This is a genomic window from Candidatus Avelusimicrobium caledoniensis, from assembly GCF_902756455.1.
Lineage (GTDB): Bacteria > Elusimicrobiota > Elusimicrobia > Elusimicrobiales > Elusimicrobiaceae > Avelusimicrobium > Avelusimicrobium caledoniense.
Map to the genome: position 1 here is coordinate 1 of NZ_CACVRB010000021.1, position 21,785 is coordinate 21,785.

Annotated in this window: 21 protein-coding genes; 6 read left to right on the plus strand and 15 right to left on the minus strand. The window is 47.0% G+C overall.

All coding sequences use genetic code 11. The annotated features are described in order from the left end of the window. Nucleotides 1-228 precede the first annotated feature (228 nt). A complete protein-coding gene (locus ACQY2W_RS05735) occupies nt 229-900 on the plus strand; it encodes a type IV pilin protein (RefSeq protein ID WP_428050272.1) in 672 nt (223 codons plus the stop codon). Nucleotides 901-969: 69 nt separating this feature from the next. Here the strand turns inward: ACQY2W_RS05735 and ACQY2W_RS05740 are convergent, their stop codons facing one another. From ACQY2W_RS05740 to ACQY2W_RS05770, 7 genes are all read right to left on the minus strand, one after another. Beyond that, nucleotides 970-1,710 carry a hypothetical protein gene (locus ACQY2W_RS05740; RefSeq protein ID WP_428050274.1) on the minus strand — a complete coding sequence of 247 codons (741 nt, stop codon included), beginning with the start codon at nt 1,708-1,710 and terminating at the stop codon, nt 970-972. Beyond that, nucleotides 1,707-2,114, minus strand: coding sequence for a preQ(1) synthase (gene queF / locus ACQY2W_RS05745; RefSeq protein ID WP_428050276.1), 408 nt, complete (start codon nt 2,112-2,114; stop codon nt 1,707-1,709). The genes ACQY2W_RS05740 and queF overlap by 4 nt, the downstream gene beginning before the upstream one ends. Next, a complete protein-coding gene (locus ACQY2W_RS05750; protein WP_428050279.1) occupies nt 2,111-4,063 on the minus strand; it encodes a heavy metal translocating P-type ATPase in 1,953 nt (650 codons plus the stop codon). The genes queF and ACQY2W_RS05750 overlap by 4 nt, the downstream gene beginning before the upstream one ends. Before the next feature lie 5 nt (nt 4,064-4,068). After that, nucleotides 4,069-5,049 (minus strand): tetratricopeptide repeat protein, encoded by a 981-nt coding sequence (locus ACQY2W_RS05755; protein WP_428050281.1) that lies wholly within the window; start codon nt 5,047-5,049, stop codon nt 4,069-4,071. Beyond that, on the minus strand, nt 5,046-5,537 hold the full coding sequence (gene lspA, locus ACQY2W_RS05760; RefSeq protein ID WP_428050283.1) for a signal peptidase II: 492 nt from the start codon (nt 5,535-5,537) through the stop codon (nt 5,046-5,048). The genes ACQY2W_RS05755 and lspA overlap by 4 nt, the downstream gene beginning before the upstream one ends. Continuing rightward, complete coding sequence (gene ileS / locus ACQY2W_RS05765) at nt 5,530-8,346, minus strand: isoleucine--tRNA ligase (RefSeq protein WP_428050285.1); 2,817 nt, start codon at nt 8,344-8,346, stop codon at nt 5,530-5,532. Before ileS ends, lspA begins: the two co-directional genes overlap by 8 nt. Nucleotides 8,347-8,424: 78 nt before the next feature. Beyond that, complete coding sequence (locus tag ACQY2W_RS05770) at nt 8,425-8,802, minus strand: metal-dependent transcriptional regulator (protein WP_428050287.1); 378 nt, start codon at nt 8,800-8,802, stop codon at nt 8,425-8,427. 116 nt (nt 8,803-8,918) lie between these two features. Between ACQY2W_RS05770 and ACQY2W_RS05775 the strand changes: the two genes are divergently transcribed. Beyond that, complete coding sequence (locus ACQY2W_RS05775) at nt 8,919-9,404, plus strand: type IV pilin protein (RefSeq protein WP_428050289.1); 486 nt, start codon at nt 8,919-8,921, stop codon at nt 9,402-9,404. Nucleotides 9,405-9,477: 73 nt separating this feature from the next. Continuing rightward, a complete protein-coding gene (gdhA, locus tag ACQY2W_RS05780) occupies nt 9,478-10,827 on the plus strand; it encodes an NADP-specific glutamate dehydrogenase (protein ID WP_428050291.1) in 1,350 nt (449 codons plus the stop codon). 84 nt (nt 10,828-10,911) lie between these two features. On the opposite strand, the gene ACQY2W_RS05785 is transcribed toward gdhA, so the two are convergent. The 7 genes from ACQY2W_RS05785 to ACQY2W_RS05815 all read right to left on the minus strand — a co-directional run bounded on the left by ACQY2W_RS05785 (nt 10,912) and on the right by ACQY2W_RS05815 (nt 16,524). After that, on the minus strand, nt 10,912-11,589 hold the full coding sequence (locus ACQY2W_RS05785; protein WP_428050293.1) for a type IV pilin protein: 678 nt from the start codon (nt 11,587-11,589) through the stop codon (nt 10,912-10,914). Between the two features lie 638 nt (nt 11,590-12,227). After that, on the minus strand, nt 12,228-12,992 hold the full coding sequence (locus ACQY2W_RS05790; protein ID WP_428050295.1) for a hypothetical protein: 765 nt from the start codon (nt 12,990-12,992) through the stop codon (nt 12,228-12,230). Beyond that, entirely contained in the window at nt 12,989-13,357 is a 369-nt protein-coding gene (locus tag ACQY2W_RS05795) for a DUF192 domain-containing protein (protein WP_428050297.1), read from the minus strand. Before ACQY2W_RS05795 ends, ACQY2W_RS05790 begins: the two co-directional genes overlap by 4 nt. Next, nucleotides 13,354-13,809 carry a hypothetical protein gene (locus tag ACQY2W_RS05800; RefSeq protein ID WP_428050299.1) on the minus strand — a complete coding sequence of 152 codons (456 nt, stop codon included), beginning with the start codon at nt 13,807-13,809 and terminating at the stop codon, nt 13,354-13,356. Before ACQY2W_RS05800 ends, ACQY2W_RS05795 begins: the two co-directional genes overlap by 4 nt. A gap of 9 nt (nt 13,810-13,818) precedes the next feature. Then, nucleotides 13,819-14,385 (minus strand): elongation factor P, encoded by a 567-nt coding sequence (gene efp / locus ACQY2W_RS05805; RefSeq protein WP_428050301.1) that lies wholly within the window; start codon nt 14,383-14,385, stop codon nt 13,819-13,821. Between the two features lie 14 nt (nt 14,386-14,399). After that, a complete protein-coding gene (locus ACQY2W_RS05810) occupies nt 14,400-15,461 on the minus strand; it encodes a M24 family metallopeptidase (protein WP_428050303.1) in 1,062 nt (353 codons plus the stop codon). Nucleotide 15,462: 1 nt separating this feature from the next. Beyond that, nucleotides 15,463-16,524: a M24 family metallopeptidase gene (locus tag ACQY2W_RS05815; protein ID WP_428050305.1), complete on the minus strand. Its 1,062-nt coding sequence runs from the start codon at nt 16,522-16,524 to the stop codon at nt 15,463-15,465. Between the two features lie 143 nt (nt 16,525-16,667). On the opposite strand from ACQY2W_RS05815, the gene ACQY2W_RS05820 reads away from it, so the two are divergent. The 3 genes from ACQY2W_RS05820 to ACQY2W_RS05830 all read left to right on the plus strand — a co-directional run bounded on the left by ACQY2W_RS05820 (nt 16,668) and on the right by ACQY2W_RS05830 (nt 20,617). Then, nucleotides 16,668-18,275 (plus strand): hypothetical protein, encoded by a 1,608-nt coding sequence (locus ACQY2W_RS05820; protein ID WP_428050307.1) that lies wholly within the window; start codon nt 16,668-16,670, stop codon nt 18,273-18,275. A gap of 2 nt (nt 18,276-18,277) precedes the next feature. Further along, a complete protein-coding gene (gene dacB, locus ACQY2W_RS05825; RefSeq protein WP_428050309.1) occupies nt 18,278-19,732 on the plus strand; it encodes a D-alanyl-D-alanine carboxypeptidase/D-alanyl-D-alanine endopeptidase in 1,455 nt (484 codons plus the stop codon). A 297-nt stretch (nt 19,733-20,029) separates the two neighbouring features. Then, the gene (locus ACQY2W_RS05830) at nt 20,030-20,617 is read left to right on the plus strand and encodes a type IV pilin protein (protein ID WP_428050311.1); all 588 of its coding nucleotides are present in this window, start codon (nt 20,030-20,032) and stop codon (nt 20,615-20,617) included. Nucleotides 20,618-20,660: 43 nt separating this feature from the next. Here the strand turns inward: ACQY2W_RS05830 and ACQY2W_RS05835 are convergent, their stop codons facing one another. Next, nucleotides 20,661-21,479: an S-methyl-5'-thioadenosine phosphorylase gene (locus tag ACQY2W_RS05835; protein ID WP_428050313.1), complete on the minus strand. Its 819-nt coding sequence runs from the start codon at nt 21,477-21,479 to the stop codon at nt 20,661-20,663. Between the last annotated feature and the right edge of the window lie 306 nt (nt 21,480-21,785).

Consider the following 21,785-nt stretch of genomic DNA (forward strand, 5'->3'; position numbering starts at 1 on the left):
TCAAACATGTAAATTTTCTTCTCCGATTTGGCGCTTTTTGTAAACGGTGCTAAAGGGGCGGATAAACAACAAAAATATTACAGAATAACACGAAGTCCCTGTTTGCAAAAGATAACATCATCAGCTTACAGAGGTTTGAGGCCTTATGCCGGCCCGGCGAGGGTCTTGACAAATCAAAAAAAAAAACGATAATAAAGGGACGCAAAAAATATATAAGGAGCAAACAATATGAACAATTATAAAATAAGCATGTCATCCCGTGAGGCCGTCACACGGGATCTTCGTATTTTTATTTCTGCCGGGACGGCCAACGAGCGAGAGAAAATCAGAAGATCCCGCATTAGGGATGACAGGTCTTTATATGATAACAACAACAACGGTTTTACGCTGATAGAACTTTTAGTCGTTGTCCTCATCATCGGTATTTTGGCGGCGGTGGCGTTGCCGCAGTATCAAAAAGCTGTGGAGAAATCTCGCGCCGCGCAAGTTATACCCCTGCTTAAAAGTATTTATCAAGCCGCCGATGCTTACTATTTAGCCAATGGTACGTGGCCCGTCCGCTTTGACGAAATAGGGGTTGACTTAACCTTAACATCATCTTCTTCAAACACTCGCACCGAAAGTCGGGGCAATAATGACTGGACCGTAGGTATTTTTAACAACGGATTAAACGCCGGAGGCGCAGGCGTATTTGCCACCCGCAAACAAGGCAAATACAAAGGTGCTTCTTTTTATATTTACAAAGAAGATCCCGCCACCCCGGAAGGTGCACTTTTATGTGGCGAAAAATATGGTAACAATGGTATGAGTACAACCGACGAGGGAAATTATTGCATCAAACTGTTCAGAGGGACTTTCTTAACTGGTAGCGGTAGCGCCAAGCTTTATACAATGCCTTAGTAGAAAATTTTGACATGAATAAACATCCCCCGCACCGCAAAGGGATGTTTATCCAACCGGCATAAATCTCTACAACACTTGTTTGAGTTCTAAGGGCAAATCGGCTTTGTCTACAACGGCCACGCTGTGCGTGTTTGTCTTTTTATCCAACCCAAACACACTGACGCGGTAGGTAACAATGCGTTTTCCCCCCTCATCAGCCACCGTTTGAATTTCAAACACTTTATCGGGCAAGTTACTGCTTGATTCCAATACCAACACGTGCTCTTTGGTAAAATCTACCTCCGGGTAACTGCCGCGCGCACGGCGTTTAAAATCGCGGTATTCTTCTAACGATTTAATCAGCACCGCTTCCACCGGGACTTCAATCATAGAAATTTTACTCTCGGTGGTTGCCGTTTGCGTAGATGATACCGTCGGTACTTGGACGGTTGTTCCCACCGCCACGCGCGAAGTAGTATCCAGCACCGGCAAAGTAGATTCGGGCTTAGTTTCTTCTTCGCTATTAGGCGCAAATTCCGCACCGGAGCGGGGCAGTACCGTTTGCACGTCGGGCACTTCAATTTTGGAAAGTTGGGAAGGCACCGTGAGCGTAGCTTCTGTTTGCGGTGTTTGAACGTCGCTTACGCCGTCGGCTTCGTCCGCTTGTGTCATGTCGCGCACAAAGACCGATTCCGTTTCTTCAAGCGTATCTAACAACGCTTTATCTTGCCGCGCTTGACGCATATTCCACCATTGCATCGTGCACGCACCCGCTACAAAGGCAACGGTGCATATAATCAGCTGCCGTAAAATTTTAGTTAAGTTCATTTGTTCTTCTCGTATTTAGCTACTATCACCGAGCGCAACCCGCCGCGCGGCGTAAAGGTGCCCGTCACGGTGGCGCATTTGGGTTTACACGCTTTGACCACATCGTCTAAAATTTTATTGGCGATGTTTTCCATAAAAATACCCATATCGCGGTACTCTAATAAATAATACTTAAGCGATTTGAGTTCCAAGCAAAGCTCGTCGGGGATGTACTCAATAGTAATCGTGCCGAAATCCGGCAGACCCGTTTTTGGACATACGGACGTAAATTCCGGCAGTTCAATTTTAATATCGTAATCCCGTTTATACTGGTTGGGCCAGCATTGAATTTCCGGCAAGACGGCATCTGCATTTTTACGTGCATGCGCCGATGTGTAACCAAAATCTATATCTTTGTTTGTCATTTGATTTTTAATAACCTCGTTGAATTTAAAAATATAAGTCCTAAAACGGCTAAACTGCCGCCCAACACCCAACGCCAATCTACCGCGCCGTTTGTGTACCAAAACAAAAATTCCACCCACAGCACGCTCAGTATAAACGACAACATCACGTTGGTAATGCTAATGCGGCGGATTTTTTGATGAATTTTAAATAAGTCAATCAAAGGGTACAAATCGCGCCGGGTAATCAAAATATCCACCCAGTTGGTGTAAATGTTTTTACTGGACGCATACGCAATACCGCCGTCGGCTTGCAAGAGCGCAATAATATCGTTAAACCCGTCCCCTACCATAATTACACGCTTGCCCAGTTCGCGCAAATTGGTAATGATTTCCGCCTTTGTTTTAGGTAATACATGCGCGTTGTATTTTTCAATACCCACTTGTCCCGCCACCGTAGCTACCGCCGGTTCGTTGTCGCCGGAAATCAATAACAACTCTTTGCCTTCCTTTTTCAAAAATTCTACCACTTCTTTAGCACCGGGTCTAAGGGCATCGGCTAGCGTCAGATACCCCAAATAAGTACCGTTTTTAGCTACGCAAATAACCGTTTGCGGTTTCCAGTATACCTCTTGAGGCAGTTCAATGCCTTGTTCTTCCATCCACTGGATACGGCCCGCCATGATCACTTGTTTCCCACACGAAACACGTACCCCGATTCCGGGCAATATTTCCAGCGAATCGTTTGGTTTGGCCTCAATATGCCGCGCTTTAGCATACTGCATAATGGCACTGGCAAAAGGGCCTTCGGCTTGCTGTTCGGCACAAACAACCGCCTCTAAAAGGGCTTTTTCCCCCTTGGGCGAAGCCGGGTGAACACTATGCACCGTCAGCTGACCGTAAGTTAATGTACCGGTTTTATCAAAAAATAGCATATCCGACTGAGCCAACACATCCAACGCATAATGGTTTTGGATACGCATGCCGTTTTTGAAAGCATAATGACACGCAAAAAATACAGCAAATTGTTGCGCAAATAACAACGATACCGGCGCCCCTAACGACAACATAACCAACAAGGCACCGCTATTGTATAACCACGTTTGGGTGCCGTGTTTAAACAGCAACCATCCGTATTGCCCCCCCGCCATCAATACCAACAGCAACAATATCCACGCCGAATACGCGTCCAAATCGGTCGTGTAAGCACTGCGGCGGCGTTCACAATTTTGCACCGAAGACACTACATGCATCAGCGCAGAGAGCATAAGCGGCTTTGTTACTTTCACATATACTTCGCTGGATTTATTAACCGTACCGGCATAGACGGTATTACCCCGTTGTTTATAAGCGGGCACTTGATTACCGGTAATAAGTTGTTCATCTGCGGAGGTTTTGCCGCTGATAATTTCGCCGTCGCACGGAAAGCGTTCGCCGGGTTTAACGCACACCTCATCGCCTTCTTTTAATTCTTTGGCAAACACAATACGCATACGGTCTTGCATGCATTTGCGGCCCGATTTAGGCAAAAAATCGTCTATTTTTTTGATGTACACATCGGCCCGTTCGCGCTCTTGTACCCGGTGGCCTTGCACCCATAGCGAAAGCGTTAAAAAGAACGAAACATACAAATACAATTCGTCCACCGGGCCGAACATCGGCTGCAAGACAAACGTATGGCACACCGAATAAATAAATCCGGCATACACCGCCACACTCACTAACAATGAAAATCCTATTTTCCGGTGGGTCAAATCACTCCAAGCACTGCGTACAAAAATATCGGCACAGAAAAGCGCATTGATAAGCACCAAAATAAAAAAGCCCACCTCTGAATAGCGCACGGCCAGCAAAAAGAGCATGAGCAAAAAAAGTCCGGCGGAAAGATAAAACCGGTACACATAACTTCCCGACGGCACTTTAAGTGCCGCCGAAATAAAACCGTTAGAAGAAGCCGCGCTGCCCGACATAGAAATTACCGCGGAAAGAACCGGCTGGCTTGCACGCGCTGCCGACCTTCTTCACTACGCATCAAGCGGATTTTGGCTTCGTAGCGGCGCGCATTGTCCGGGTCCAATTTAAGAGCTACCATGTAGTTAGCGGTAGCCGCTACCGGGTCTTGCACGGCCAGCATATCGCCCATGAGTTCGTAGGTAGGAACATATTGGCTGGCCAACTCTTTGGATCGCACGAGCATCCCCAACGCTTGGTCTGTTTCCCCTTTGCGAAACAACAGATCACCCATGTAATAGTAGGCCAACGCATAGGAAGGTTTAATAGTAACAGCCGATTCCAAATCGGCATACGCATTGGCAGGATATCCCATTTTAATAAACGAGCGGGCGCGCTCTAAATACGCGCGGGCCTGATTGGGGTCCAATGCCAGCAAATACGACAAATCATCCACCGCATTTTGATACTGCCCCATATCGTAATACGCTAGCGCACGGTTAAGTAGTACAAGCGTATCTTTCGGGCGCATCATAGACGCACGGTTGAAATCATCTAATGCGCCTACGGTACGGCCCATGCGGTAGTAGGCAATCGCCCGGTTCATGCGGGCCATAAAGTAGTTGGGATCTAATGATAACGCATTGGAAAGCATATCGGATGCTTCCAAGTTGCGTCCCATATCAATATAGAGTGCGCCTAAATTATTGTAGGCCTCGGCACTCAGCGGGTTTAACTCCACGGCCTTGCGATAATCTTGCTCGGCATTTTGACGGTTTTTTTGACGTTCTTTACTATCTTTTACAGGTAACCGTTCCCACACCACACCGCGGTTGATGTAAAGTGCAAAATTGTCCGGATTTTGCCGGATAGCTCGGGAATATAACTCCACCGCTTTGGCATAATCACCTTGGGAAGTCGCCAACCGCGCCTGTTTAAACAGTTTCGTGTCGGAACTGCACGCCGCCACTAATACAGCCAACGCCAACAAAATTATCTTTTTCATTTTTCCTCCTGTTTTTTGGCTCCGTGCCAGATTAGCGAAATAACAAACAGCCCACCGCCTACGGTAATAGCACTGTCTGCCACGTTAAACACGGGCCATACCAGAAAATCTAAAAAATCTACCACATATCCTAGTGTTATTCTATCATAAAGATTGCCCAGCGCACCTGCCAAAATGCACACGCAACCCCATTTAACCAAGTTACCTTGCGCACACAACTCTTTCCAACTATATAAAATATAGCCGATGATAACCACCATTACCAGAATCAACCAACCGTTCGCTCCTTGCAACATACCAAAGGCAGAGCCGGTATTTTCCACGTATTGCAACTGGAAAAACGGTAAAATTTTCTTCGGTCCTTGCCACAAAAAATTTTGCGCCAAAACTTTACTTACCCGGTCCAACGCGAGCAGTAACGCCAACACAACAAGTACGTCCTTGTTGGTTACGGCCCACGTTTTAACCCGGGAAAGTATTTTACGCACGGACAGACTCCTGTTCTTCCACCGTCAGGCCTTCGCGCGCCAATACTTCTTCGCAACGGCCGCAAATATCGTTGTGTGTATGCGTACCGACGTCTTCTTTCCATTGCCAGCAACGGGCGCATTTGGTACCGGTAGCGTGGGTGATTTCCACAAACAGCGGCTCGGTCCCCTCTTTAATTTCCACTTGGGAAACGATCAAAATTTCCGCCCACAGGTCTTTTGTTTCTTCTAAGAATGCTTGGGTAGAAGGGTCGTTGGTGCTAAAGGTAACCCGGGCTTCTAACGACGAGCCGATAATTTTTTGCTCGCGGGCACTTTCCAAAAATTTTTGTACGCCCTCGCGGATGCGGCGAATTTCGTTCCATTTTTCTTCCAAACGCACCTGCGGGATGAGCGAGGCGTTACGCGGCATATCGGACAAAAATATGCTTTGCTCCAACGTGCGTCCCAAAGCGGTTTTGCGCAGTTCCTGCCACGCTTCTTCGGCGGTGAACGAAAGCACGGGCGCCATTAGTTTAAGTAGCGCCACCGTAATTTCGGCAAGCACCGTTTGGGCACTGCGCCGCGCAGGAGCGTTGGCCCCTTGTGTGTAGAGGCGGTCTTTAGATGCGTCTAACATAAACGACGACAAGTCTAAAATACAAAAATCGGTCAAGGCGCGCATCGCCCGGCGGAAATTAAATTCTTCATATCCGCTGTGCACTTCTTCAATCAGCGTATTTAAACGACCGAGCATATACTGGTCCATTTCCGTTAATTCTTTGGCGGGCACGCAATGGATATCCGGGTCGTAATCGGACAAGTTGCCCAGCGCATAGCGCACCGTATTGCGGATTTTGCGGTACGTATCAATCGGACCGCCCAAAATTTCTTCGCTGATGCGTACGTCGCCCTGATAATCGCTAAACGATACCCACAAGCGCAAAATATCCGCCCCGTATTTGCTCACAACATCTTCCGGGTCCACGGCGTTACCGAGCGATTTGTGCATCGGACGGCCTTGTCCGTCTAACACCATACCGTGCGTTAAAATCGTTTTAAACGGCGCGGTGCCTTCTAACGTGTACGACGGGATGTAGGAACTTTGGAACCAACCGCGGTGTTGGTCAGACCCTTCGGAATAGACGTCGGCCGGGAAATCTAAGCCGCGGTCTTTTAAAACCGCCGCCCACGACACGCCGGAATCAAGCCAGACGTCTAAAATATCGGTTTCTTTTCTAAATTCATGGCTGCCGCACTCACACGCATAATTTTCCGGCATGAGTTTTTCCACCGGATCGGTAAACCAAAAATCGGACCCTTCTTCCATGGCACGTTTTTTAATAAACTCAAATAGCTCGTGGTTAACTTGCGGCTTGCCGCATTTTTTACAGTAGAGCACGGCTACCGGAGTCCCCCAAAAGCGTTGGCGCGACAAACACCAATCGGGCCGCAAGCCAATCATAGAGCGCATACGCTCTTGTCCGCCGACTGGATAAAATTTAACGTTAGACAAATTATCCATGAGTTTTTGGCGAAGTCCGTCTTTGTCAATGGACATAAACCATTGTTCCGTTGCCCGGAAAATAATGGGGTTGTGGCAACGCCAACAATGCGGATAACTGTGCACGATTTCTTGCTCTTTGATAAGCACGCCGAGTTCGTCCAACTTTTTAACCATAAGCGGGTTGGCCTCAAATACGTGCATGCCTTCAAACACGCCCGCGTCTTTGGTGTAGCACCCTTTTTCGTCCACCGGGCAGACGGTTTCCAACTTCCATTGTTTGCCGGCTTGGGCATCTTCTTCCCCGTGGCCGGGTGCAATGTGTACGACTCCGACCCCGGCGTCCATGGTTACAAAGTCCGTCCAAATAACCGGATTTTCCTTATGAGAAAGCGGATGATAGTATTTCATACCGACGAGTTTTTCGCCCGCCACTTTCCCGGCTTGGGTGCAATCAAGTCCGGTATTTTTCAAAAATTCTTCCGCTAATTTTTCCGCTACAATGTAATACTCGCCAGTTTTACTGTCTTGCAAAATAGCGTAATCTTCCGTATTGGAAACAGCGGCGGCCACGTTAGCGGGGATCGTCCACGGGGTGGTGGTCCAAACGGCTAAATTGACGGGTTTTGTGTAGTCCAAATCGCCTAAAATTTCTTTTTTGGGGTCTACAAGTTTAAAACGCAGATAAATAGAGGGCGAGGAAATATCTTTATATTCCGTTTCCGCATCGGCAAGTGCCGTTTCACAATGCGGGCACCATGTAATGGTTTTTTGCCCTTTATAGACGTATCCTTTTTCAATAAGATCTAAAAACGCCCCGACGGTAATACCTTCGTAACGTTTATCCATGGTCAAATACGGATTATCCCAATCGCCCTGCACGCCCAAGCGTTTGAAACCTTGGCGTTGCAAGTCAATAAATTTGGCGGCAAATTCGCGCGCACGCTTGCGGAAAGCGGGCACATCGGTAATGTGCTTTTTATCTTGCTTAAGTTCTTTGAGGAGTGCTTGTTCAATGGGCAGACCGTGGCAATCCCACCCCGGCACATAGGGCGTATAGTGGCCCGTCATCGCGCGCGATTTTAAGATGATGTCTTTAATGGTTTTATCCAACGCATGGCCGATGTGAATTTTGCCGTTAGCATAAGGCGGCCCGTCGTGTAATACAAAGTGTTTGCCTTGCTCGTTTTTTTTGAGCATGGCTTCGTAGAGGTTAATAGACTTCCAAAAATCTAAAATTTTCGGCTCTTTTTGCGCCAAACCCGCGCGCATCGGAAAATCGGTTTTAGGTAATAAAACCGTATGGGAATATTTATTTTTTGCCATGGTAAAACTCCAATAATAAATGTTTTTTATATTATAGAAAATTTTACGCGCGTGTACGAGAGGAAATAAACCGGTAAATTATTCCCCGGCTATTTTATGCAGGTAGGCGTGGAGTTTTTCCAAGGTTTCTTTGCTGACGGCGTGCTCCATTTTACACGCATCTATATCGGCTGTTTTGGGGTTGACGCCAAGCACTTGCGTTAAAAAGCGGCTTAAAATGGCGTGGCGTTTTTTAACATCCTCGGCCGCGCGCAACCCTTTGGCCGTGAGTTTAATTCCGCCATACGGTTGGTGTATTACATAGCCGTTTTCGGCAAGCAGTTTCATCGCCCCCGTTACGCTGGGCGTTTTTACTCCCAACAAATCGCGTATATCGCTTACGCGCGCGAGCCCTTGCTCGTTAGCGCAAAACAAAACGGCTTCTACGTAATCTTCCATATTAGCGGATAATTTCATATAGGTAGTGTAACATATTTTCCCCCCGCTTGAAATTTCAACATAAAAAGAGCTTGACAAATCAAAAAAAAAAAACGACAATAAAGGGACGCAAAAAAATAACAAGGAGCAACAATATGAACAACAAACAAGCATTTACGCTTATTGAACTTTTGGTCGTCGTCCTCATTATTGGCATCCTCGCGGCGGTGGCTCTGCCGCAATACCAAAAAGCAGTAGTAAAAAGCCGCTATGCTACTTTAAAAAGTATGGCAACAGCTATTTTTCAGGCACAGCGTATCTATTATTTGGCCAACGGACAATTTGCTAAAGATATCGCTGAGTTAGGCGTATGTGAAAATGACCCCGGAAGAACTGACCAATGCACATTGAATAAAACGAAATGCCAACAGGATCCGGGGCTCTCCCCGGAGCGTGTCTGGTGTGGTTTTACAAATAGTAATATGAAGTACATTATTTATTTTTCTGATGGCAGAAGATATTGCCAAAGTTCTAATACAGACGCGACACAACAGGAAGTCTGCAAATCGGAAACGGGCGCGACCACCCCAGCTAGCGGAGACACAAATATTTCTTGGTGGAAATACCCTAATAACATTTAACATCACAGCTACCTTTTCCGTCCGTTAAATAGTATAATAGACATAGTTGTTATCATAAGTTAAAGGAGGGTATATGGATATTCATGCCTATACCGCGGACTTCTTAGAAGCCCAAGAGAAGAAAGACCCCGGCCAAAAGGTATTTTTACAGGCCGTGAAAGAAGTAGTCAGCACGTTGCACCCGGTGTTGGAACAAAACCCGGTCTATATTAAGGAAAAGATTTTGGAACGCTTGGTAGAGCCGGAACGCATTATCAGCTTCCGCGTACCGTGGCAAGATGACAAAGGCGAAATTCACGTCAACCGCGGTTACCGCGTTCAATTCAATAGTGCCATTGGGCCGTACAAAGGCGGTATCCGCTTTCATACGTCCGTAACACAAGACTCTCTGAAATTCCTAGCGTTTGAACAAACCTTTAAAAACAGCTTAACCACGCTCCCCTTGGGCGGCGGTAAAGGCGGGAGCGACTTTGACGCCCGCGGCAAATCGGACGGGGAAGTCATGCGTTTTTGCCACTCGTTTATGAACGAACTGTACCGCCACATCGGTTATCATACCGATGTACCGGCGGGCGACCTCGGTTGCGGTGCGCGCGAAATCGGTTATATGTACGGCCAATACAAAAAACTGACCGACGTTTTTACGGGCACGTTCACCGGTAAAAAACCGAACTGGGGCGGCAGCTTGCTTAGACCCGAAGCCACCGGCTACGGTGTAGCGTACTTCACGCAAAATATGCTCGCTACCAAGAACGACAGCGTCAAAGGTAAAACCTGCATTGTTTCCGGTACGGGTAACGTAGGCGTACACGCCATTGAAAAATTGACCGAGTTGGGCGGTAAAGTAGTGGGCTTTATGGACTACGACGGCAGTGTGTATGACAAAGACGGCGTAGATGCCGAAAAGCTCGCCTTCTTAAAAGACCTCGTATTTGTGCGCCGCGGCAGCTTGAAAGAATATGTCAAAAAATTCCCCAAAGCCGAGTTTAGACCCGGCAAAAAAACGTGGGATATTCCGTGCAACATCGCTTGCCCGACGGCTTGCGAAAACGAATTGCACGGCGACGATGCCAAAACGTTACTTAAAAACGGTTGCAAATGCGTATGCGAGGGCTCTAACATGCCTTGCACGCCCGAAGCCATTGAAGCGTTCCAAGCCGCCGGAATTTTGTACTCCCCCGGCAAAGCTTCCAACGCCGGCGGTGTAGCCGTGTCCGGTTTGGAAATGACGCAAAACTCTATGCGCTTGTACTGGACCCGCGAAGAAGTGGACCAATACCTCCACCGCATTATGAACAGCATTCACAACAGCTGTTTGGAAGCGGCCGAAATGTACGGCATGAAAGGCAACTACATGGCCGGCGCGAACATCGCGGGCTTTAAGAAAGTGGCCGACTCCATGTTGGACCAAGGTTTAGTATAAGCTTGGAATTGCTGAAAAGATTAGACGTAAAAAAACTCCCGCAAGAAATTGCGGGAGTTTTTTATATGAAAAATTTTGTACAACTTAAGGCAAATGATACAAACGCAATGTACCATTGTGCGAGGTTTTAGTTCCTTTAAATAATTCTTTACAAAATTTTCCTTCCGTAATTTTACTTTTTTCCTCCATACAAAGCACTTCATGCGTTGGAATGGTATCATCATAAAATTTTAAATAATACGAAAATCCGGCGTGGGCGTAATTTCCCTCTAACCGTCCCATATGCAAGGCATGTATGATGGAAGATTTTTCAATACTCGCTCCCCAATAAGCATTTGATTTATGATCCGTAGCATTACGCGTATAAATACCTGTTGTTCCTGTCCAATCTGCTGGCAAAGCAACATCCAATTCATCAAAAGAGGACGGCATATCATTATTGGCTAAATAATACGATTCCAACGCATCACTTAATGATTTAACTAACGTAAGCGTCTGCATCGCACGTGATTTCTCTACCGCTTTTTGATATTGCGGCACTGCTACCGCCGCGAGGATACCGATGATGAGAACAACAACTAAGAGTTCAATCAGCGTAAATGCGTTGTTATTATTAAACAAGGACGTCATTCCAAACTTGATTTGGAATCTTCCACGTATGTTGTTGCTGTTTCCTTGCGAAACGACAAGCGTGGAAGATCCTGAATCAAGTTCAGGATGACATTTATTTTTATTAACAATTCTTTTATTTTCCTTTTCCATAAAAACTCCTCCTTTGTTTCATTTAATAAAATGTAGCAAAAAAAAAAACGATGTCAAGTTTTTATTTTTTCCCGTCAGAAAAGGCCAATAAGCAAAAAGGGACGGCCCGTCGCCCCAAGACTAACTTTGTAGATGAGAAGATGATTTTTCAGATTTGAGGCAATTTTGCGGGATGTAGGCGGCCGCATAGGCGTGGTGGTAATCACGTCAAGGCCGCGAGACCGCAAAATTGCCCAAATGTGGAAAATTGTATCGGTGTAAAGCAACGAATATCCCCTAGGACACTACGAGATCCTGAAATCTATTTTACAGACCCCGTATTACAACCTTACGGGGCGCGGCCAAGCGGTAAAGGCCGCGGTTCAGGATGACGTCCTAGGGGATATTCGTGCGTAAAACTGAACTTACGAACAGCCGGTCCAGCACAGATTAACTTTGTAGAAGGTTATATGATTTTTCAAAATCGCTCCAAGTTGCGCGGGCAAGTTGGGCGCATAGGCGTAGCGCTAGCTACGTCAAGCCCAAGGGACGCGCAAATTGGCAGATTTTGGAAAATCGTTTATCGGGAACACGCAAACGCGGGTACAACGATTAGTTGTACCCGCGTGCGTGCTTATAGAAGATAACAAAGCCGTTCATTAAAACCGCAGCGATAAAGAGGCCTCCGCACCCAGCCCATAGTGCGCATAATTCGCCGCCAAACTTAGGTCCATATACGACGGCAATTTGAAATTAAACCCCGCCGTAGCGCGTGCGGTGGCGGCATGTTCACGCTCGCCGCGCATGGCCATATCGGCTACGCCGTTGCCGACGTTGACATTCGTATAATCAACCCCGCCGCCCACGTACGGCACAAAATATTTAAATTTCATAGACAAGACCAAACTGGCGTTGTAATGCGTGGCGGAAAAATCTTGCGCAGTCGCGCTGTGTGCGGCTAACACTACCATCGGCTGAAAAGCACCCGTCGTTTCGCTCGGGCGCGTAATACCCCAGCGAAGTCCGCCCCCCGCAATCGTCAAACCCTGATAACTGCTCGCGCGGATAAACCCGTCAATGCGAAACGGCATACCGATATCGGCTTGCAACCACGGGCTAACGATACTACCCACGTCGTGGCGGTCGCCCAAGGCGGTATGGTCACGCTCGGCCGCGCTGTCGCCATGGCCTTTACTCATCTTAAAAAGCATACCTGCGCGCGGGCCGATTTGAAAGCCCCCCCAGCCCAAAATGCGCCCGGTGGTATACGTACCGGCGCCGATAATGCCGCCCAAATCTTTGGTAAACGCACGCACGTTATTAGCGGTTACGTTTGCACCGAAATCGTCCCATTGGCGAGCCGCCGCAGAAGACGCCCCCAACGCACAAAAAAGTAAAACTGATATAAGTTTTTTAAGTGTCATTTATTTTCTCCTACTGTATTAAAATCGTTTGCAAAAACCAACTCATCGCCGGGGTTGACTTGCCCTTGTAAACTACCGCCCGGCAATTCAAGCGTATAGTAACTGCCGCGCACAAAACGTCCAAACCGCCACGGCTTCATATTTTCTTTAACGTACAACACGCGTCCGTTTTTATCGCAAAACACCGCATCAATGGCAAAGCGCATAAAGCACGTGTGAATCTGCGGACAGGGCGACAACAACAACCCTTTTCCTTTCGCAAGCGACGGCCGCATCATCAGCCCCCACAGCCGCGCAAAAAATGTATCGGCGTTTTCCACATCACCGGCAAGCAGTTTGCCACTGGGGCGGTGCATGCACTTCATTTTCTTTTTTCTCCGTCTGAAATTTGTGTTTGTATCAACGCTTTTACATCATCCAACCAACGCGCTTGCAAAATATGCACGTCTTGCGGTACGATAAAACTAAACCCGTCTTTATTCTTAAATACCAGAAACGTCAATAGCCACCTTTCATCTACTGCCACGTCCGCTATCCACATATCGGGCCGCGTTTGGGCCACGCGCAACTGGCGCAGTTGTATTTTCCCTTCGCCTTCTTGCGCGCAAGACAAAGCGCACGTTTTTAAAAGAGCAAACGTCTCTTTATCCAACACTCGCACGTTGGCATATTTCCCACGCGAGAGCGGTAAAACGGGACGGCCTTTAACCGACGTAATGCCGCGCACCGTAAATAAAGATCCGTACTGCAAATCAAACGCGCGCAACCAAACAGCACTAAGCAGAACAAGTAGCCCTGTAACGGCTGCGCGCTTCATAACAAAAACTTACGCGGCCACACGTTCCACGTAGTTACCCGTGCGGGTATCCACGAGCACGGTGTCGCCCTCGTTAATAAAGAGCGGTACTTTAATAACAGCACCCGTCTCTAACGTAGCTTCTTTGGTCGTATTGGCAACCGTATCGCCTTTGACGCCGGGCACGGTAGAGGCAATTTTGAGCGGTACTTTAATCGGCAATTCTACGTTAAAGAGTTTGTCGTTAATATAGATACCGGTGGCGTCCATGTTATCTTTTAAGTATTTGGTCAAATCGCCCAATTTGGCAACGGGCACTTCTACTTGGTCGTACGTTTCGGCGTTCATAAAAGTAGCCATATCGCCCGACGTATATAAATACGTAAACGGACGTTTTTCCACTTCTACTTCTTTAAATTTATCTTCGGGACGGTAGGACGTTTCAATCACAGAGCCCGTATTGATATTGCGCAATTTCACACGCACTACGGCGCGGGCTTGACTTTTGCGGTGGTGTTGAAATTCAATAATTTCCACCAGTTGTCCGTTCTCATCTTCAAAGATAAGACCTTCTCTAAATTCGGTCGTGCTTAACATAAACTAACTCCTTTTTATTTTTGTGTCAATTTTTTGGCGCCGGTTTTGGTAACGAGGAAACTATCCTCTAAGCGGATGCCCCATTTTCCGGCAAAGTAGATACCCGGCTCTACCGTTACAACCGCCTGATCCGGTATTTGTGCCGCCGAGCCCGAGCGCAAAATCGGCGCGTCGTGTACGACAAGCCCAATACCATGCCCGGTGGTATGGAAAAACTCCTTACCGTATCCGGCCGCTTCAATTACGTCGCGCGCGGCTTTGTCCACGGCTCCGGCCGTAACTCCGGCGCGTAAGGCATTGATACCCGCTTGGCGGGCTTTATCTACTATGTTCCAAATCTTTGTGTACAGCGTGGGCACTTTACCGCCGTGCCACCAACTGCGTGTCATGTCTGACGTGTACCCCTCATAAAAACAACCAAAATCCATTAAAACCGCTTCGTTCTTTTTAAGCTTGCGCGTTTTGGAGGGCGTATGGTGCGCATCTGCCGTATTTTCACCAAAGCAAACAATGTTAAACGGTATACTGTCCGCCCCGCGTTTAAACATCGCGCAAGCCATTAAAATACGCACATCTTCTTCCGTCATGCCCGTTTTGATTTTGGGTTTGACTTCGTTAAACGCTTCCCACGCAATTTTGCACGCTTGACGCAATTTGGCAACCTCATCAGCATCTTTAGCTTTTCGCATTTCGCCAACGAGTCCTTCCGCACGCACACACCCCCACTTGGTAAGGGCGTCCCCCGTGTGAAAATCAACTTGGGCCGGGTCAAAAGCGACCCGCTTTAAACGCAATATTTTCGCTTTATCCAACGCACCGTCCAACATCGTACCAAACGGCACATCTTCCGTTTTAAGAAAGGACCGCGCCGGAGCCATTTTGCTAACGATGAGTTTTTTGGTAATGCAATACGCTTTGGCGGGCGTTATCAAAAAAACCGCCTCCCCCGCCGATAGCTCAATACCGGATAAATACCGTTGTTCCACCGGGGAAACCACAATATATCCGCCCAACTGCGCATCTTTCAATACGCGGCGTAATAACTGCATACGTTTGGCGGATAAATTTTGGGTCATATTATTTTTTTGTGTAAATCTTCGGTCCGGCTTTCGTGGCGACCACGGTGTCTTCCAACCGCACGCCGAATTTACCGGGCAGATAAATTCCCGGTTCTACCGAGAATATATTTCCCGCCACCAACACCGCTTTGGAGAGCGGACTGTTGTAGGGCTCTTCGTGGTTTTCAATACCGATACCGTGCCCGGTGCGGTGGGTAAAATATTTACCGTAGCCGGACTTTTCAATCACGGCACGCGCGGCGGCATCTACGTCTTTGGTAGCCGTACCGACACGGGCTTTTTTGATACCTGCTTTGCGGGCATTATCTACAATTTTCCAAATTTTCGTATATTCGGCCGGCTCGTGTTTACCGTGCCACCAACAACGCGAAATATCCGACGTATACCCTTTGTAAATACAACCGAAATCTAACAAAATGGCGTCTTCTTTTTGCAATTTACGCGTGCTGGTTTTGTAATGCGGATTGGCCGCCCCTTCCCCGAAAGCCACAATCGTTTGGAAAGGCGTGCCGGTAGCTCCTTGCATACGCATATAACTTTCCAACATGGCGGCTACTTCGCACTCCATCATACCGGTTTTAATACGGGGTTTGACATATTCGTACGCATTATACGCGATACGGCACGCATCGCGCGTTTTTTTAAGTTCGTCCGCGTCTTTTACTTCGCGCGATTTGGAAATCAAACTGGGCAATTCTATAAGCCCCGCTTCGCGCATTTTTTTGCCGGATAAATACATTTCTTTGGCGGCATCAAAACCCACGCGGGTGAGTTTCTTTTTGCGGACAAACTCCAAAGCGGCGTCCAGTTGGTCCGTATCGTGGCTAAAAATTTCCACTTCCGGGGCAAATTTACCAAACGGCTCTAAATAAAGCCCCCGGGTAAAACAAGCCATCCCTTTGGGATGAATTACAAAAACGGCTTCTTCGGGATAGAAGAAAAAACCTGAGACGTAAAATTGGTCTATATTATGCGTAAGCACTAACGCGTTGGCGTTGTGTTTACGAAGCAAATTGCGTACAGTCTGTAAACGGGCCTTACGGATTTGTTGTGTAGCCATTTTTTTTCCTTTTATAATAGAAATACTCCTTATGTATATGATAACACTTTTTTCCCCCGTCTTGCCAGTAAAAATTCGCGCTATTGGCTACCTGCGTAAAAGGAGCGCATCAAGCCACTTAGAATTTACTATAATAATAAAATATGGCGAAAAAGCCCTCTATTTCATTTGCTTTATTTGCATTTTTTTTGGCAGCGGTTCCGCTAGCCAACGCCGCTTCTTTTACGTCTAAAGACGGTGCGTTTACGCTGGATCTTCCGGCGGGGTGGAAAGCATCTTCTCAAGCAGCCGCCAACAGCGTTTTAACGGTTGAAAAAGGATCTTCGCGCGTAGAAATCAAAACCATTGACTGCACCACCGAAACCTGTATTGAAACCAAAATCAACGACGATTTAACCGAAATCAAACGCAAAAAAATGAAGGTGGTAGGCAATTCTTACACGGGTGAAGATATCAAACGTATTGAATTTTCTACCGGAGAACCTTTCTTTTACATCAGCTTTTATACGCCTAAAAACGATTTTGGCGCCGGGTATTTTTTAATCAGCGGGCAAGCGTACTCCATTTTAGCGCGCAATTTAACGTACCTGGAAACCGATTTAATTTTCTCGTTCATTTCCCCCCGCACGGTAGAAAAAGTGCCGGCCGACCAAGTGCAAACCTTGGAAATGGACCTTCACGACGAACGCGCTTATGACATCGTAGCCGAGCCGGAAATCACGGAAGAAACCGTTTCCGCTCCGACGGAATCTGTTGCACCTGCCGCCCAAACACCGCGCCCGACCTGGAAACGTTACGCCGCAGGTTTCAAACATAAACTGGCCCAATCCCACATCAATACATTTATTTCCCAACGTATGCCGCCGTATATCCGGCAATTGGGCCGTGGATTTGATGCTTTAATTTTACTGGGGCTGTTGTACGCTTTATTACTGGCGATAGCTTTATGTGTGCGCGTGTGCGTACGCGCCAAATTACCGCTCCCGGCCGCCAACCCCAATTCGCTCTATCCGATCCGCTTTGCGCGCTTGTACGGCACGCCGTCGCTGATTTTCCGCGCTAAAGATAATCAGGGCAACATCTTAATTTCGCTTTCCAGCCGGTGGGACAGTTTATTTTTATTGGGAGGCATTTTGCTCGTCGTATTTACGTGCGTTTTACTGGCGCTGACAGGCGTAGCCGAACGCGGACAGCTCTTGCCGCTTTCTGCTTTTGCGTACGACACAATTTACTCCATATGCTCGTTACTCATTCCGCTGGGTATTGTGATTTTCTTTTGCGGGATTGTGTGGTCGCAATTGGTGTTGCGTGAAATCAATTTGTTTGACCGCAAGGGGAAAAAAGCCGCTATCGTGTTGCAAAAAGGATTTGGCCTAACAACCGAAAGATATGAAATTTATTTCGCCCGCTCCAAAGAAGTATTAGTAGCGGTGCGCAAACGCTTTGCGTTGCGGCGCAGTTGGAAACTAATTAGCCACGACGGTAACGAACTGGCTCATATCCGCGAGCGTTCTGCGTGGCGTGCTATTTTACGCAAACTGTGCGGCCACTTGTGGGGTTTTTTGCGGGCCGACTACGACATCTGTGGTCAAATGGAAAGCACGGGCAGTATCACCAATGCCCATGCTATGTTTGACCGCTTTATCTGCGAACTGGACAAACCGCAAGCTATCAACGCGCGCGATTTGCTGGTATTATCTCTCTTAATCAATATCCGCGATAAAGACAAATGGTATCCGTGGTTTAACTAATTATGCGTTTAGTTTATTCGTTATTACTGATTTGTGTTTCGCTGTCTTTGCACGCCCAAGCGTTGCAAGAGTTTGTAGAAAACAAATTACAAAGCTCCGTCTTGCAAGGTGCGTTGTGGGGCGGCATGGCCGTTTACACGGATGCAGATGCTGCGCTTCTTTTTGCACGCAACGAAAATATCCGTTTAACACCCGCCAGTACGCTCAAATTACTGACTACCGCCGCGGCCTTGGAGACGTTCGGACCGCACCACCGCTTTGAAACTAATTTGTATATGCAAGGCATGCCCGATGAAAACGGCACGTTAAACGGATCTGTATACATACAAGGCGGCGGTGATATGACACTGGGCTCCACCCGTGTAGTCGGCGCAGAAACGTGGCAGACAGTAGCCCGCCGCTGGGCAAATTCCGTCAAACAAGCGGGCGTGCATCAAATCAACGGTGACCTGATTGCGGATGTTTCTTTGTTTGAAGGCCCAACGATTGCCCCCAAAGTAAATTGGGAAAATATGGGTAACTATTTTGCAGCGCCCGCCAGCGCGTTATCGTTTAATGACAACTCGTTTGAAATTCATTTCAAACCGCAAACGCGCGCGAATGCTCCGGTAACAGTAGCTTATACCGTGCCCGATTTGCCGCAAATTCAGTTAGAGTCGTTTGTAACAACCGACGGGAAATCTAAAAAGGATAACGCCTACGTGTACGCCGCCCCCAAACAATACGACTTAAAAATCTTCGGCACGATTCCCACAAACGCCAAAGGTTTTTCTATCAAAGCCGCGTTGCCCGACCCGGCATTATTTGCGTTGCAAGCGTTGCGCCAAGCATTGCAAGAACAAGGCATCAGCGTTCAAGGCGAACTCAAAACTACCGCTACCGCACCCGATTATAAGGCGATGACGCGGCTGGACAAATATCTGTCGCCGGAACTCAAAGACATTGTGCTCATTGTCAACAAACGCAGTTTTAATTTGTATGCGGATATGTTGCTTAGACAGTTAGCAGTACATGCCGGGCAAAAAGGCAGTATAGAAAACGGCCTGGCCCAACTGAAAAATTTTCTGACAGCGCACCATATTGCCGGGCCTAATGATATTGTCTTGCACGACGGGAGCGGCCTGGCGCGTGATAATCTAGTTACGCCGCGTGTGCTCGCCGCCACGCTTAATTACATGACGAAAAGCCCGTATTTTCCCTATTATTACAATTCGCTTGCCACACCGGATGACCGGGGCGATTTACTCTTGCTGCGCCGTTACTTACAACCGCAAAAACGCGTCGGCGATGTGCGCGTAAAAGGCGGCACGATTGACAGCGTCAAAGCCGCCGCCGGATATGTGCGCGATAAAGACGGACGGCTGATTTCCTTTGTATTTATGGCAAACAATTTAGCCAAAACCGATGAATCACTCTTCCGCATCCACGAAGCTATTTTAAAAGAATTATTGCAATAAAATTTACTTTTATCACGCCAAAAAAGACGCTCTAAAAAAGCGTCTTTTTTGTTGGTTGTTAAAATCCGCCCCTTTAGTGCTGTTTATAAAAAGCGCCAAATCGGAAAAGAAAATTTACATGTTTGAGCGTAGCGAGTTTGTAAATTTTCCCGATTTGTCTGCTTTTTATAGCACCCTGGGGCGGAAAATCTTTTTGGTACTTTTTCTGTTTCCAGAAAAAGTATAGAAAACACTTGACAAATCAAAAAAAAAAACGATAATAAAGTGTCGGATGAAAAACGACAAGGAGCAAATAATATGAAAAATATAAATAAAAATAAATGTCATCCTGAACTTGATTCAGGATCTCTCCTTATTTCTAATTTTAAAAGAGGTGAGATTCCAAATCAAGTTTGGAATGACAGCATTTTATATAACAACAAAGCATTTACACTTATTGAATTATTAGTAGTAGTTTTAATCATCGGCATACTGGCGGCGGTAGCATTGCCGCAATACCAAAAAGCGGTAGAAAAAGCGCGCATGACAGAGGCAGTTTCCCTAGTGCGTGCGATTGCCAACGCTAATCAAGTTTTTTACATGGCAAACGGACGGTATGCCGACATGACAGAATTAAGTTTACTAGATATTGAAATCCCCGGGGACTCTTTTGCAAGTACCGCCTATCCGGGCCGCATTGAAACGAAGAACTTTATATATTCTCCCGGTGGGAACAACGTTAATTATTTGGCTTTGGCGCAACGCAAGCCCTTTAACACCAGATACTATATCTATATTGCCCAATCGGATGCAGGACGAGTTCGTTGTACGGCTCACGCCACCTACAATGCTACCGCCGTCCAACGCAAACTATGTGAAGAGCTAGATGCTAAAGGCACGTTATAAAAAGACGCCCTATTGCAGGGCGTCTTTTTTTGTAATTTTTTTGTTAGAAATTTAACTTCGTGGACTCGGCACATTTACATGCGCGTTTGTCCGTCGGCACTTTTTCTATAACCGCAAACAACAAGTTCTTCAGTTTCTCAATATTACTGTTAAATACCTTTAACACTTCTTCGTGCGACACGGGCGGCACGTCTCCCACAAGTCCGGCATCGTAGTCGGTAATGAGTGAAATGTTTAGCGGGCACATATTGAGCTCTTTTACCAAATATGCCTCGGGGAACGCCGTCATGTTAATCACGTGCCAACCTTGCCGCGTGAAAAAAGCCGATTCGGCCTTGGTGGAAAAACGCGGCCCGTTAATGACAACCACCGTACCCTTATCATGCACCGGGATTTTAAGTTCTTTAGCCGTTTCCACCGCCAACGCACGCAACTGCGGACAATAGGTTTCCGCCGGAGACGGGTGTTGCACAGCCATCCCCTCAAACACAGACACATTTTCAAAAAAGGTATTTTTACGTCCGTCGGTCCAATCTACAAATTGGTCGCAAATCACAAAATCGCCGGGTTTAATATTTTTTTGCAAACTGCCCGCGGCACACGGGGAAATTACACGCGTGCAACCCAAGCGTTTCATGGCCCACACATTAGCGCGGAAGTTCACTTGGTGCGGCGGGATAGAGTGATCCCGGCGGTGGCGCGGCATAAACGCCACGCGGTGCTTGCCGATCGTACCGATAAAAACGCTGTCGCTCGTTTCGCCGTAAGGCGTATAAATTTTTACTTCTTCTACCTTACTTAAAAAATTATAAAAACCCGATCCGCCAAATACGCCAATATCTGCCTGATTTAAAATTTCCATAAAACGCCTCCTTTTTTAAATTAGTAGTATTGTACAATTTTTTTCCAAAAAGCAACCACGTTTCGCAGGTGCCCTTATTTTAAACCAATTCGTCCCATTAAAATATCGTCGGGCAAATAAATTTTGCTTGAAAAAACAAAAAAAAAAACGATAATAAAGGGACGGAAAAAATAACAGGAGATTTTTATGAACAGCAAAAATAGTTTTTTGTCCTCGCCCCTTGCGGGAGAGGATGTCCGAAGGACAGGTGAGGGGTATATAAAGGAAAATACTTATTTAAACCCCCTCATCGGTTTTGAGTGCTCC